The following is a 13928-nucleotide window of genomic DNA, read 5'->3' as shown; positions in this document are numbered from 1 at the left end:
ATGCCCTCTCCTTATTCTGGAGAGGGCTATTGATGAAAAAAGATTAGTGCGCGCCTTTCGCCTGCGTCACGATCTCATCCACATTTTCCGGCATCGGCTCATACGGCGTTTCATTCGCCGTCGGTTTATCAATCTTCAGAGCGGCCAGCGCCGTCTTAATAGAGAAGACCGCCAGCACCACGACCACCACCATAAAGAAGATGGTTAGCCCGGCATCCAGACGATTATTGAATACCAACTGCGCGAGCTGCGATTCGGTGTACTGCGGCGGAATATTGCCGCTGTCGATCATCGCCTGGAACTTATTGGCAATGGCCAGGAAGCCGATTTTCGCATCCGGACTAAACGCTTTCTGCCAGCCCGCCGTCAGCGTACAAATCAGCAGCCAGGCCGTTGGCACCAGCGCGACCCACGCATAACGCTGACGCTTCATTTTGAACAGTACCACGGCGCAAAGCATCAGCGCCATCCCCGCCAGCATCTGGTTAGCGATGCCAAACAGCGGCCACAGGGTGTTAATACCGCCCAACGGATCGACTACCCCCTGATGGAGGAAATACCCCCACGCCAGCACGCACAATGCCGTAGCAAGCAGGTTCGCTGGCAGCGAATCGGTACGTTTCAGTCCTGGCGACACTACGCCCAACAGATCCTGCAACATAAAGCGCGCCGCACGGGTACCCGCATCCACCGCCGTCAGAATAAACAGCGCTTCAAACAGAATGGCGAAGTGATACCAGAACGCCACATCCATCATGCCGCCCAACGCGCCATGTAAAATGTAGGCCATCCCTACCGCCAGCGTTGGCGCACCGCCTGCGCGGGAGATAATAGATTGTTCGCCGACTTCATTGGCAATCTGGTGTAACGTATCCGGCGTGATAGCGAAACCCCAACTGCTGACCACCTGCGCAGCAGAAGCCACGACATCCGCTGTCCCCGCTGGCGCCAGTACCGCCATCGGGCTATTCATCGCAAAGTAAACGCCCGGATCGATAATACAGGCGGAGACCAGCGCCATAATGGCGACGAAAGATTCCATTAACATCCCGCCGTAGCCGATAAAGCAGGCCTGGCCTTCGTTGGCCAACATCTTCGGCGTCGTGCCGGAGGAGATGAGCGCATGGAAACCGGAGACCGCGCCGCAGGCGATGGTAATAAACAGGAACGGGAACAGGTCGCCCGTCCAGACCGGTCCGGTACCATCAACAAATTTGGTCAGCGCCGGCATAGTCAGCGTCGGACGCATGATCAGAATCCCGACCGCCAGACCGACAATCGTACCAATTTTCAGGAAGGTAGAGAGGTAATCACGCGGCGCGAGCAGCAGCCAGACCGGCAGTACCGCCGCGACAAAACCATAACCCACCAGCATCCAGGTAAGCTGCACACCAGTAAAATCAAAGTACGGCGCCCAGGTTGGGCTTGCCGCCACCCATCCGCCGGAAATAATAGCGAAAATAAGGAATACCAGCCCAATGACCGACACCTCGCCGATGCGCCCCGGACGCAGATAACGCAGGTAGATGCCCATAAAAATCGCCAGTGGAATGGTGAACGCGACAGTGTACGTTCCCCACGGGCTATGGGTCAGCGCTTTCACCACGATCATCGCCAGGACGGCCAGAATGATCACCATGATCATAAAGCAGGCCACCAGCGCGATCACCCCTGCCGTCGCGCCCATCTCCTCTTTAACCAGCTCGCCAAGCGAACGCCCATCGCGCCGGGTCGAGACGAACAGCACCATAAAGTCCTGCACCGCTCCCGCCAGCACGACGCCCGCCAGCAGCCAGATCATCCCCGGCAGATAGCCCATCTGCGCCGCCAGTACCGGCCCGACCAGCGGACCTGCGCCAGCAATGGCCGCAAAATGGTGACCGAACAGCACTTTTTTATCGGTCGGGACATAATCCAGACCATCATTATGACGTACCGCGGGCGTCATACGCGTTGGGTCAACCGCCAGCACTTTTTTGGCGATATAGAGCCCATAAAAACGATACGCAATAAGATAGACACAGACCGACGCCACCACGATCCATAGCGCGTTGATCTGTTCCCCACGATTTAACGCAATATAGCCCAGGGCAAACGCACCCAATACTGAGAGCGCTGTCCAGACGAGGTATTTCCCTGATTTATTCATAGTTGTTGTCCGTTTGGGTGTTCCAGAGAGATGTTACATTTTGTTTCTATAACACCTTTACCGTAATTAACAACACAACAACATGATAAAACCGGATCGTTACCCATTTTTTACATTACAGTGTTAACCAGATCACTTCCTTTCTTCGTTAACGCTGCAATTGCATTTTACTTTGCCAGAACTATCCCATTACCGCCGTTCCCAGGCGACAGGTGCAGCAGCGCCTCCCCTGCTCGTCAAAGAGCGTAATTTCCCAGCTTTGATTCTGCCGCCCCAGATGCAGCGGCAGGCAAACGCCGCGTACTTTCCCCTGCGAGACGGCGCGGTGGTGGGTGGCGTTTAACTCGGTCCCGACCACGCACTGCCCGTCGCGGGTCATCAGATAACCCGCCATTGATCCTAACGTCTCCGCCAGCGCTGCCGATGCGCCGCCGTGTAGCAGACCAAACGGTTGATGAGTGCGGGCATCGACGGGCATTTCCGCCTCCAGCACTTCATCGCCCAGACGGGTGTAAACAATGCCCAGATGCGCCACCAGCGTGTTCTGACTGGTAGCGTTCAATTCATCCAGCGTTAAATGCCGTTTCCAGATCATCGTCAGGCTCCCAATGTTGAACCACCGTCCACCACGATATCCTGCAAGGTAATGTGGCTGGCCAGATCGGAGGCAAGAAACAAAATGGTATTGGCTATCTCCTGCGGACGGGCGATTTTACCGAGCGGTATGCCGAGCTTAAACTGTTCGCCAAAACCGCGAATGCGCTGCTGTTCGGCATCTTCACTCACCCATAAAGTGCGCTGCATATCGGTGTCAGTCGAACCAGGCGACACCACATTACAGCGCACCCCACAGCCCGCCAGCTCCAGCCCTACGGTTAGCGCCAGGCTTTTCAGCGCCGCTTTAGAGGCGCCGTAGGCGCTCATACCAATGCGTGGCGTATGCGCCGCATCTGAGGCTACGGTGACAATCGCCCCTCCCTGCTGACGGCGAAACTGCGCCATCGTCTGCGAAAACAGGTTAAATGCCCCGCCCACATTGACCGCAAACGTCTGCTGCCAGTCGTCGACGCTAAGCGTATCGGTCGCTCCCATACGCAAAATACCGGCGGCGTTGACCAGCACATCCAGCCGCGACGTTTTTTGCAACACACGCTGACACACCTGCGCAACCTGTGCGGCATCCGCCACATCCATGACTTCGGTAGCAAAGGGATAATTCTCTTGCGTAAATTCGCGATCGAAGCCGATCACCCGCGCCCCGGCGTCAACAAACGCCAGCGCCGTCGCGTAACCGATCCCTTTCCCCGCCCCGGTCACCCATACCGTTTTGTCTGAAAAATCAATACAGGGCATTACTCTACCCCGCGAGAAAGCAGCGCCCACCAGGCGTCAATGGTCGGGTTTTTCGCCAGCATCACGAAGTCGATATCGCCGTGTACTTTACGCCAGCGCGCCGCCAGCCCCATCATGCGTACTGAATCCAGGCCATAATCAATCAGGTTTTCATCGTCCAGCGGCTCGTCGGTCTCATCCAGCAACGGCAGAATCAACGCCCGCAGCGCCGCTTTACTGGCAGGAACCGGCGTCGGTAGCAACGACTCGGTCATGACGACGCGACCGGAACGCCCCGCCACATAGTTCAGCGCCATCAGATGCTCTTCCCGGCTGAAATCCGCCAGCGCATCCGCCACCATAAACGGCTTAATGTCGCGCATAAACGCATCGGTAGCGGTGGTCATACAGCCAATATGCGCATACACGCCGGTAATGATGAGCTGATTGCGTCCGGTATCTTTTAACATCTGTTCCAGCGGCGAGCGGTGAAACGCGCTATAACGCCACTTCACCAGCACCGTATCCGCCTCATCCGGCGTTAAGGCTTCTACCACCTTCTGCTGTTCCGGAGAGCGCGTCAGTCCCGGTCCCCACATATCATTGAGTAACGCGCGATCTTCATCGCTTTGCTCTTTCGGCTGAGCGGTGTAATAAACCGGGATATGATGTTCCTTACAGTACTGGCGCAGAGCGGCGATATTGGCAATTACCTGGTCCATCATTGGGCAGTTGCGGCCCCAAAAACTGACAAAGTAATCCTGCATATCGTGGATGAGCAGCGCCGCGCGCTCCGGCTCAAATGCCCAGTTCACTTTGTTGGTCGGGATATCCAGTGCGGTGGGCAGCGCGTAAGACTGTAGTTTCGGGATTGCCATCTCTCTTTCTCCTTCAGAGCGGTGAACGTGACGCCAACCGCTGGCGTAATTGTTTTTTATCGACTTTACCAACCGGCGTCAGCGGCAGTGACGCAACGCACTCCACGCGATCCGGTAATTTAAATTCCGCCACGCCCTGCTCTCGCAGGAAACGGCGTACCTGTACCGCTCGCAGCGGCTCTTTTACCACCAGATATGCGCAACTTTTTTCTCCCAGCAGTTCATCTTCCATGCTGACCAGCGCCGCATGGATCACCGCCGGGTGGCGCAGTAACAGGTTTTCTATCTCTTCGGCGGCTATCTTCTCGCCGCCCCGATTGATCTGATCTTTTTCACGCCCGTGAACGGTGATGTAGCCGTCTTGATCAATGGAGATCAGATCGCCGGAGCAGTAAAAACCGTTGGCGTCAAAGGCGCTGGCATTGTGTTGCGGACTGTTGAAATAGCCGCGAAAAGTATAGGGGCCGCGCGTCATCAGACGACCAATCTCGCCCGGCGGCAGTGGATTCCCGCCAGCATCCGCCACCCACACTTCGTCGTCCGGACACATGGGTCTTCCCTGGGTATTGATAATCCGTTCCGGACTATCGTCCAGCCGGGTATAGTTCACTAACCCTTCCGCCATGCCGAAGACCTGCTGCAACTGACAGCCAATTTCAGCCGGAATACGGGCGGCCAGCGTCGCAGAAAGCCGCGCGCCGCCGACCTGCAATAACCTTAATGACGCCAGCGGCGCATTGCCGCCCCACTCCTGGATAGCCTGTAGCCATAGACTGACCGCGGGCGGCACCAGCGCCGTGGCATTAATCTGGTGTTTTTCGATCAGCGGGAAACAGAGCGTGGCGCTGGGATCGGTCGCCAGCACTACCGTTCCTTTGGCGAGAAAAACGCCCAGCGCGCCCGGCGAACTCATGGCGTAGTTATGCGCGGCGGGAATCGCGCACAGAAAACGCGTCTCCTCGTTGAAACCGCAAATCTCATTGCTGCGACACACGCTGTAGTAATAGTCGTTATGGGTACGGGGAATAAGCTTTGGCGTGCCGGTAGTACCGCCGGAAAGCTGAAAGTAGGCCACTTCGTCAGCAGGTGATGGCGTGGCGGTGAAATCTTCCGCCGCCTGCCGCATCGCCGCGTCCAGGCTGTGATCGCCGTCGTCGTTGCGCAATAACACCACCCGCACAGAGCGGTGTTCAGCCACAAACGTGTTGAGAAAGTCCTCCCCGGCGAACAGCGTATGTTGGCGATCGGCAATCACCAGCGTCGGCGCGATCTGCATCGCATAGGCGTTAAGTTCGGTACGTTGATGGCTAAACAGCGCCAGAACGGGCGCTACGCCAAGCTTCAACAGGGCGAAAAAGGTGATATACAGTTCCGGTACATTCCCCAGTTGTACCAGAGCGGTTTCGCCAGGTTTGATGCCCTGACGGCGTAAACTGCAGGCCAGATTATCTGCGGCCTGGTTGAGCTGGCGATAGCTGAATGCGCGCTCGCCTTCAATGACCGCCGTCTTGTCGCTGTCAGCGTGGCGGGTCAGAATATCGGTCAACGGCACGTCTTGCCAGTAGCCTTTTTCACGATAACGGCGGGCAAATTCATCCGGCCAACGGGTGAAAGGTATACGCATCATCGTTCCTTAATGCAGTCCAAAAACGTTCAACATCGTAGAGAGCTTGACGCCGGTTTCCCGCCACTCGCCGACTGGCGAAGAGGCAGGGACAATCCCGGCGCCGGCGAACAGGCGCACCTGATTACCGTGCAATTTCGCGCAACGAATCGTTACTACCCACTCGCCGTTTCCTTCGGCGTCGCACCAGCCGACAATGCCGCCAAACAGTTCACGATCGAACGGTTCCAGTTCAGCAATCAGCTTTTTCGCGACCTGATGGGGGAAACCGCTTAACGCAGGCGTTGGATGCAGCAGACAGGCCAGCGTCAGCGCGTTTTCTCCGGCGTTGGCCTTGCCCTCAAACGGCGTACCGAGATGCCATAGCGTCGGCGTGGTGATCAACTGTGGAGAGGAAGGTAATTGCAGTTCCGTGCTGCGATCGCGCAGGATCTGCTTCATCGCCTGCGTCACCAGCTCATGTTCATGGCGATCTTTTTGTGAAGCCAGCAGTCGGTTTCCCGCCTCGCGATCCAGAACGTCATCCGGCTGCCGGCGCGCTGAGCCTGCTAACGGCAGCGAACTAAACCTATCGCCCTCTTTGCGTAGCAGCAATTCGGGGCTGGCACCCAGCAGAACGCCGCCATCCGCCAGCGGCACATGGAAGTTGTAACTAACTGGATTCTGCGCAACCAGCCGCTCCAGCAATGCTCCGCTATCCACCGCCACATCAGTGGTGATATCTATTAGCCGGGAAAGCACCACTTTATCGACGTCTGGCGTGGCGGTCAGCATAGCCGCGCGTGCGACCATCGCTTCAAAAGCATCCTGCTCCGGAATCGCCTTTCGCGCCGTCACCGTCAGTGGCTGATGGTCAGTAAAATAACGCGCCGTGCGCTGCTTTTGCTGGCGGGAAAAGGACTGCCACGCCATCGGGATAAATAGCGACGACGGCTGGCGGGTATCAAAGGGGATCGCCCCCACCAGGATAGGGTTGGCGATGCCCTGCGATTTGGCCTCGGCAAACTGCTGGCGCAATTTCTGCTGGAAAGGGCTATCCGGCGAATCGCCGGCAACCGCAGGCTCGGTATAACGGGCGAAACACCCGGAAGTGGTAAAACTGCGATACGGCGACATGAAGAAAAAGCGATCGGGAGCAAGCGTTGCCATTGTCTCCTGAGCGTCCTCGGCCAGTGACATATCCATATCATCCTCCAATGATAAAGGCTTATATACACTTCATCTTTCAAGCTGCCTCTTTGTTGGCTGCGCTCAGAAACCCCGGTCACACAGTGATCTATGCCCGCGGGGATTCTTCCCTTGCCGTTGCGATGCTTCTTGAATGATTTTGTGTATAATAATGATTATTATTTCTATTTTTAGTGCGCTAACCTAAGAGTAAAACGTCGCTCTGTCAACTCTGGTCATGAGTTAAATGGCACTAAGGCTTGCATCTCGCTGCCGCTGACATGAAAATGAGAAGCATTAACTTTATTAATAACAGGACGCTATTGTGAGACTCCCCGCCTTTTATCGTTGGCTGCTTTTAGTGGTTGGTTTATCAATTTCAGGAATATCCTTAGCCCAGGACGCCGGTTGGCCCCGGCAAATTCAGGACAGCCGCGGCGTTCATACTCTGGACCACAAACCCGCGCGTATCGTCTCTACCAGCGTGACGTTAACAGGCTCGCTGCTGGCGATTGATGCGCCCGTCGTCGCCAGCGGGGCCACTACGCCGAATAACCGCTTTGCTGACGATCAAGGGTTTATGCGTCAGTGGAGCGACGTAGCAAAGGCTCGCCATGTCGCCCGGCTGTATATCGGCGAACCGAATGCCGAAACGGTCGCCGCGCAAATGCCGGATCTCATTTTGATTAGCGCCACCGGCGGCGACTCCGCGCTGGCGCTTTACGATCAGCTCTCCGCTATCGCGCCGACGCTCGTCATCAATTATGACGATAAAAGCTGGCAGAGTTTGCTCACGCAGCTTGGCGAGATCACCGGCCAGGAGAAACAGGCCGCCGCGCGAATAGCGGAATTTGAGGCACAACTGACGACGGTTAAACAGCGAATCGCCCTGCCGCCGCAGCCGGTTAGCGCGCTGGTGTATACCCCTGCCGCGCATAGCGCCAATCTGTGGACGCCAGAATCAGCACAAGGCAAGCTATTGACGCAGTTAGGCTTTACGCTGGCGACATTGCCCCGAGGGCTGCAAACCAGCAAAAGCCAGGGTAAGCGCCACGATATCATTCAGCTTGGCGGTGAAAATCTGGCCGCCGGGTTAAACGGCCAATCTCTTTTCCTGTTTGCCGGCGACAACAAAGATGTCGCGGCCCTTTACGCCAATCCGCTGCTGGCGCACCTGCCAGCGGTGCAAAATAAGCGCGTCTATGCCCTGGGCACGGAGACGTTCCGTCTGGATTATTACAGCGCAACATTGTTGCTTAACCGGCTGGCCGCCCTGTTTTAGCCTTATCGGAGTCTTATCCGACTGACCAGACAGATTTTGTCAGTCGGATAAACGCCTCTTCATCAGCCAGCATTGCTAACCGGCGGCGTCTGGCGAAAACGACGTAGCTCGCCCAGCACTAACAACAGCAGCAAACCGATAATCACCAGCCCGAATCCACTCACGCTCGCGGAAGCGACCGGCGTCATCATTGCGCCAAGACCGCCTAACAGCGCCGCGCCGATAGCGTCTCCCGTGACGTTTTGCGCGGTCCACAGGCCATTCATTCGCCCCAGCATATTTTCCGGCGTCTGGGTTTGCAGCAGAGTGTATTGTAATAACGAACTGATGGCGCTAAGCCAGCCAAACATCGCCAGACAGATAACACCAGCGATCCAGACCGGCATGATGGCGAACAGCCCCACCGCCAGAAAAGAACCGACTGTCGAAACCAGCATAATGAGCCCCGGACGAACGCTATGCGCCAGTTGTCCGCTGGTCAGCGCGCCAATGGCCGCCCCCAGCGGAATTGCCGCATACAGCAAACCGATTTGCGCCGCCGACATCTGCCAGCTCATCGCCAGCGCCGGATAGAGGACGCGTACCGCGCTTGCCATCGTCACCAGACCGCCAAGCAGCGCAATACCGCCGATAAGCGGACTGGCGAGCAAAAAACGAAATGCCGCTAGTAATGCGATAAATGGATTTTCCCGCGGCTGCGGAGGAACAGGCAGTCGCGGCAGCGTCAGTAACGGCAATAGCGTAATAAACGTCCCGGCGGCCGCCAGCCCATAGTTCCAGGCTACACCGCCGCTGGCAAGCAATATGCCCCCCAACATCGGGGAAATAACCGATCCCAGACGTACCGTCAGCATGGTAATCGCGCCGGCCTGCATCAGATTTTCTCTTCCGACCAGCGCTGGCGTCGCCGCCAGTAACGCGGTCACGCCCAGAGACGCGAAAAAGCCGTCCCACAGGCCAAGGAGATATATCGCCAGCAATGACGGTTCCGGCAGCAACGCGTTCACGCACAGGCCAATAAAGCCAATACCGCAAGTACCGCGCGCCAGCAGAATCACCTTTTTACGTTCGTAGCGATCGGCCAGTACGCCGCCCACCATTAAGCCAATAAACATGGCGCCGCCGGTTAACGTTACCGACAGCCCTACCTGCCAGGTGGAGTGCGTCATCATTTGGATCTGTACCGGAACCGCCACGCCAAGCAGCCCCAGCGAGACAATAGAGATAAAACGGGCCAGAAATACTGCGCGAAATGCAGGGTGCGTCTTCAACAGGCTGAGATTGAGCAGCCAGGATTGTCGATTCATTACAACGCCTTAATGCGAGTTTTTTTAAATATCCATTCAATGGCTGCACATGCTAACATAACCAAATAAGATAGATAACGATAATTACTATCATTATCAGGGAAGTTACTATGTCATGCTCGTTTTCCGTGACGCGCGCGTTTGCCGTGCCCGGATTGTTGTTATTACTGAGTCTCGCCGCGGTTTTAAGCCTGGTCATTGGCGCGAAACCGCTGCCCGCCGCCGCCGTGCTGGAGGCGTTCACCGGCGTATGCCAAAGCGCCGATTGCACCATCGTCCTGGATGCGCGTTTGCCGCGTACGCTGGCCGGATTACTGGCAGGCGGCGCGTTGGGTCTCGCCGGGGCGCTCATGCAAACACTTACTCGCAACCCGCTCGCCGACCCGGGGATTCTGGGCGTTAACAACGGCGCCAGCTTCGCCATTGTACTGGGCGCGGCGCTGTTTGGTTTCTCCACGCCGCTGGAACAGCTTTTCATGGCATTTAGCGGCGCGCTTATCGCATCGCTGATTGTCGCCTTCACCGGTAGTCAGGGCGGCGGCCAGTTAAGCCCGGTCCGCCTGACACTGGCGGGCGTGGCGCTTGGCGCGGTACTGGAAGGACTGACCAGCGGCATCGCGCTGTTAAATCCAGAGGTCTATGACCAGCTTCGCTTCTGGCAGGCGGGATCGCTGGACATTCGCAGCCTGCAAACGTTGAAAGTCGCGCTTGCGCCCGTGGTTATCGCTGGGATCGTGGCGCTATTTCTGAGCCGTGCGCTGAACAGCCTGAGCCTCGGCAGCGATACCGCGACAGCGCTGGGGAGTAAAGTGGCGCGCACCCAACTTATCGGTTTACTGGCGATTACCGTCTTGTGCGGCAGCGCAACGGCGCTGGTCGGCCCTATCGCCTTTATTGGTCTGATGATGCCGCATATGGCGCGTTGGCTGGTGGGCGCAGACCACCGCTGGTCGCTGCCAGTGACGCTACTGGCAACCCCTGCTCTGCTGCTTTTTGCCGATATTATTGGTCGTCTGTTGGTGCCGGGCGAACTCCGCGTATCGGTTGTCAGTGCGTTTATCGGCGCGCCGGTACTTATCTTTCTGGTACGCCGTAAATCGAACGGAGGCGGCCTGTGATGTTTCTTTCTCGTCGGCTTATCGTAAGTTGCCTGCTTCTGGCGGCTGGCTGCTTCGCCATTGGCTTATGGAGTCTGCAAAGCGGCGCCGTGCCTCTTGAGACCGGGCAGATTATTGCCGCGCTGCTGGGCGACGCGCCGCGTAACATCACCCTTGTCGTAACCGAATGGCGACTACCGCGCGTATTAATGGCGCTGCTGATTGGCGCTGCGCTTGGCGTCAGTGGCGCGATTTTTCAGTCGTTGATGCGTAACCCGCTAGGCAGCCCTGATGTGATGGGCTTTAATACCGGCGCCTGGAGCGGCGTACTGGTCGCAATGGTCCTGTTTGGCCAGCATCTTACCGCAATCGCGCTGGCGGCAATGGCGGGCGGTATCGTCACGTCATTGATTGTCTGGCTGCTCGCCTGGCGTAACGGGATTGAAACTTTCCGGCTGATTATCATCGGTATCGGCATCCGCGCGATGTTAGTCGCCTTTAATACCTGGCTTCTGTTGCAGGCGTCGCTGGAAACGGCGCTCACCGCCGGCTTATGGAACGCCGGGTCGCTCAACGGTCTGACATGGGCAAAAACCTGGCCTTCGGCGCCGCTGATTATTGTGATGCTGACAGGCGCCGCGCTACTGGTGCGTCGTATGCGGCTGCTGGAGATGGGCGATGACAGCGCCTGCGCGCTGGGTGTTAGCGTGGAGCGGTCACGCCTGATGCTGATGCTGGTGGCGGTGTCGCTCACCGCTGCGGCAACGGCACTGGCTGGCCCCATCTCGTTTATTGCCCTTGTCGCGCCGCACATCGCCCGCCGTCTTAGCGGCACAGCGCGCTGGGGATTAACCCAGTCGGCGCTGTGCGGCGCGTTGTTACTACTGGCCGCCGATGCGTGCGCGCAGCAACTGTTTATGCCTTATCAGCTTCCAGTGGGCGTGGTCACCGTCAGCCTCGGCGGTATTTACCTTATCGTCTTGTTAATTCAGGAGTCCCGCAAAAAATGACCGAATCCGTAGCCCGTTTGCGCGGCGACCAGTTAACGCTGGGTTATGGCAGCTATACCGTCGCAAAAAACCTTAATGTTTCGATTCCGGACGGCCATTTTACCGCCATCATCGGCCCTAACGGCTGCGGCAAGTCAACGTTGCTACGCACGCTAAGCCGTCTGATGACGCCTGTTGACGGCCATGTCTGGCTGGATGGCGAACAAATACAGCGTTACGCCAGTAAAGAGGTGGCGCGGCGCATCGGATTGCTGGCGCAAAACGCCACTACGCCGGGCGATATCACCGTACAAGAGCTGGTCGCCAGAGGGCGGTATCCGCATCAGCCGTTATTTACCCGCTGGCGTAAGGAAGATGCCGATGCCGTCGCCAGTGCCATGCGTGCAACAGGTATCACCTCACTGGCGACGCAAAGCGTAGATACTCTGTCCGGCGGCCAACGCCAGCGGGCGTGGATAGCCATGGTGCTGGCGCAGGAAACGTCCATCATGCTGCTGGATGAGCCGACAACGTGGCTGGATATTAGCCATCAAATTGATTTGCTGGAATTGTTAAGCGATCTCAACCGCGAAAAAGGTTATACGCTCGCCGCCGTCCTGCACGACCTGAATCAAGCCTGCCGATACGCCACGCATTTGATTGCATTACGCGAAGGTAACATTGTCGCGCAGGGCGCGCCGAAAGAGATTGTTACCGCAGAGCTTATCGAAAAAATCTATGGGCTGCGCTGTATGATTATCGACGATCCGGTTGCCGGTACGCCGCTGGTGGTACCGCTGGGGCGGCGATAGTCGTTCACACTGATGACAAAGCCGGATAATCGCTATCCGGCTTTTCGTTTAAATCAGACTAACCGTTCATCTATCGCCAGCGCGTTTTCCATTTTACGCGAGACCATCGCGTGACGCAGTAATACGCCGCCGCAGGCCATCATACCGCCAATCAACGCCGCCAGGATAATAATGACCGCTTTACCCGGGCCATCTTTTTTCACTGGCAGAGACGGCGACAGTTGATATTTAAACGGGGTAAACTTCACGTCGCTCACATTCATTGCCGCCAGTTGTTCAACATGGTATTGACGGTTACGCAAATCACCGTTGATCTCGGCCACGTCCGTTACCCCTTTTTCAATTTCCAGTTTGCGGGAAATACCATCCGCACCGAGAGAAATAGAAAAATCCGGATCATCTTTTACCGCCTGACCATTACTGTAAACCGGTCTCTTAATGCCGGCGGCGTTGGCGATTTCCAGCGAATAATGGAGACGTTGAATATTGGCATCAAGCTGGTTTTTGAGACGCACCCGATCCATCGCCAGCTTTTCCTGCTCATAGCGGGTTTTGATTTCCAGCTGGTTACGAATATTTTCCAGCGTCTCTTTCACGACGATATCAGAGATGTACTGAATATAGCCAGCCAGCACTTTTTGCGCTTCTTCCCGCGTCGGCGCGGTAAAACTCAACGTCCACGACGTGAATAATGATGTTTCATTTTTCTTGCTGGCATTACTGTCCACTGCTTTCATTTTTTCGCTCAGCACGACAATCGCCCGGTGAAGATCCTGCTCGTCTATTTGCGCGCCTTTTAATTGATCCATGACATACGGAGAAGAACGAAGATATTCTTCCAGCAGCGAGGGCGAGCTAAACTTTTTAATAAACAGATTAAAGACGCTGGCCCGATCAACGCTCACCTCCATATCCAACACGCGCAGCGCGGTCAACGTTCTCTCCAGTCCCTGCCACTGTACCGACTCCGCCGGTGTGACAATCGCCTGGCTGGTCCATTTTTGCGGCAGCAAAAAGGACAGAAGTAACCCCACGCACGCAAAGGCGAAAACGGTAGCAAGAATACGACGTTTCGCCTGCCATAACACCTCTATAAGGCTAAACAAATCGATTTCATGACTGTTGGCGGGCGACAGTGAGTAACCTGCAAGTGACTGATGTTTTTCTTGTTTTACATTAAGAGATGGCATGCCGTATGACCTGAAAACTTTATCCAATGAAAGAACACATTCCTGTCAGAGATTCTAACAGCAAGTCAGAATTATCCGAAACACTCTTTGCGCGCCAGTGC

General features: G+C 56.4%; 12 protein-coding genes. 4 read left to right on the top strand and 8 right to left on the bottom strand.

Translation table 11 applies throughout. From position 1 onward, the window contains the following. Positions 1-43: 43 nt before the first annotated feature. The 6 genes from cstA to entC form a co-directional block, all read right to left on the bottom strand. The gene (gene cstA / locus ACLD3P_RS04155) at positions 44-2149 is read right to left on the bottom strand and encodes a pyruvate/proton symporter CstA (protein WP_001043108.1); all 2106 of its coding nucleotides are present in this window, start codon (positions 2147-2149) and stop codon (positions 44-46) included. A gap of 181 nt (positions 2150-2330) precedes the next feature. After that, entirely contained in the window at positions 2331-2744 is a 414-nt protein-coding gene (gene entH, locus ACLD3P_RS04150) for a proofreading thioesterase EntH (protein ID WP_000637969.1), read from the bottom strand. 2 nt (positions 2745-2746) lie between these two features. Then, positions 2747-3502 (bottom strand): 2,3-dihydro-2,3-dihydroxybenzoate dehydrogenase EntA, encoded by a 756-nt coding sequence (gene entA, locus ACLD3P_RS04145; RefSeq protein ID WP_151354122.1) that lies wholly within the window; start codon positions 3500-3502, stop codon positions 2747-2749. Further along, positions 3502-4359 (bottom strand): isochorismatase, encoded by an 858-nt coding sequence (locus tag ACLD3P_RS04140; RefSeq protein WP_001007166.1) that lies wholly within the window; start codon positions 4357-4359, stop codon positions 3502-3504. The genes entA and ACLD3P_RS04140 overlap by 1 nt, the downstream gene beginning before the upstream one ends. A gap of 13 nt (positions 4360-4372) precedes the next feature. Next, the gene (gene entE / locus ACLD3P_RS04135) at positions 4373-5983 is read right to left on the bottom strand and encodes a (2,3-dihydroxybenzoyl)adenylate synthase EntE (protein ID WP_024797991.1); all 1611 of its coding nucleotides are present in this window, start codon (positions 5981-5983) and stop codon (positions 4373-4375) included. Between the two features lie 9 nt (positions 5984-5992). Continuing rightward, on the bottom strand, positions 5993-7168 hold the full coding sequence (gene entC / locus ACLD3P_RS04130; protein WP_078057604.1) for an isochorismate synthase EntC: 1176 nt from the start codon (positions 7166-7168) through the stop codon (positions 5993-5995). Between the two features lie 307 nt (positions 7169-7475). Between entC and fepB the strand changes: the two genes are divergently transcribed. After that, positions 7476-8432: a Fe2+-enterobactin ABC transporter substrate-binding protein gene (gene fepB / locus ACLD3P_RS04125; RefSeq protein WP_001238994.1), complete on the top strand. Its 957-nt coding sequence runs from the start codon at positions 7476-7478 to the stop codon at positions 8430-8432. Positions 8433-8494: 62 nt separating this feature from the next. On the opposite strand, the gene entS is transcribed toward fepB, so the two are convergent. Continuing rightward, complete coding sequence (entS, locus tag ACLD3P_RS04120; RefSeq protein ID WP_411006335.1) at positions 8495-9739, bottom strand: MFS transporter; 1245 nt, start codon at positions 9737-9739, stop codon at positions 8495-8497. 110 nt (positions 9740-9849) lie between these two features. Between entS and fepD the strand changes: the two genes are divergently transcribed. The 3 genes from fepD to fepC are packed head-to-tail and all read left to right on the top strand — an operon-like array spanning position 9850 to position 12637. Further along, positions 9850-10857, top strand: a complete 1008-nt coding sequence (gene fepD, locus ACLD3P_RS04115; protein WP_001277869.1) for a Fe(3+)-siderophore ABC transporter permease — start codon at positions 9850-9852, stop codon at positions 10855-10857. Next, entirely contained in the window at positions 10857-11846 is a 990-nt protein-coding gene (gene fepG / locus ACLD3P_RS04110; protein ID WP_000480064.1) for an iron-enterobactin ABC transporter permease, read from the top strand. The genes fepD and fepG overlap by 1 nt, the downstream gene beginning before the upstream one ends. After that, complete coding sequence (gene fepC / locus ACLD3P_RS04105) at positions 11843-12637, top strand: iron-enterobactin ABC transporter ATP-binding protein (RefSeq protein ID WP_000140622.1); 795 nt, start codon at positions 11843-11845, stop codon at positions 12635-12637. The genes fepG and fepC overlap by 4 nt, the downstream gene beginning before the upstream one ends. Before the next feature lie 53 nt (positions 12638-12690). On the opposite strand, the gene wzz(fepE) is transcribed toward fepC, so the two are convergent. Continuing rightward, positions 12691-13827 carry an LPS O-antigen length regulator gene (gene wzz(fepE) / locus ACLD3P_RS04100; RefSeq protein ID WP_411006334.1) on the bottom strand — a complete coding sequence of 379 codons (1137 nt, stop codon included), beginning with the start codon at positions 13825-13827 and terminating at the stop codon, positions 12691-12693. Positions 13828-13928: the final 101 nt, after the last annotated feature.

Origin of the sequence: Salmonella sp. 741265073_HBA (assembly GCF_046569105.1) — a bacterium.
In the GTDB taxonomy this organism is placed as follows: Bacteria; Pseudomonadota; Gammaproteobacteria; order Enterobacterales; family Enterobacteriaceae; genus Salmonella; species Salmonella enterica.
The sequence above is the reverse complement of the archived record's forward strand: the minus strand, read 5'-3'. Positions and strand labels throughout refer to the sequence as shown.

Bases quoted from the DNA above. Each gene is read 5' to 3' on its own strand.
- cstA (WP_001043108.1), bottom strand. From the start codon at position 2,149: ATGAATAAATCAGGGAAATACCTCGTCTGGACAGCGCTCTCAGTATTG.
- fepC (WP_000140622.1), top strand. From the start codon at position 11,843: ATGACCGAATCCGTAGCCCGTTTGCGCGGCGACCAGTTAACGCTGGGT.
- entH (WP_000637969.1), bottom strand. From the start codon at position 2,744: ATGATCTGGAAACGGCATTTAACGCTGGATGAATTGAACGCTACCAGT.
- entC (WP_078057604.1), bottom strand. From the start codon at position 7,168: ATGGATATGTCACTGGCCGAGGACGCTCAGGAGACAATGGCAACGCTT.
- fepD (WP_001277869.1), top strand. From the start codon at position 9,850: ATGTCATGCTCGTTTTCCGTGACGCGCGCGTTTGCCGTGCCCGGATTG.
- entA (WP_151354122.1), bottom strand. From the start codon at position 3,502: ATGCCCTGTATTGATTTTTCAGACAAAACGGTATGGGTGACCGGGGCG.
- entS (WP_411006335.1), bottom strand. From the start codon at position 9,739: ATGAATCGACAATCCTGGCTGCTCAATCTCAGCCTGTTGAAGACGCAC.
- fepG (WP_000480064.1), top strand. From the start codon at position 10,857: ATGTTTCTTTCTCGTCGGCTTATCGTAAGTTGCCTGCTTCTGGCGGCT.
- ACLD3P_RS04140 (WP_001007166.1), bottom strand. From the start codon at position 4,359: ATGGCAATCCCGAAACTACAGTCTTACGCGCTGCCCACCGCACTGGAT.
- entE (WP_024797991.1), bottom strand. From the start codon at position 5,983: ATGCGTATACCTTTCACCCGTTGGCCGGATGAATTTGCCCGCCGTTAT.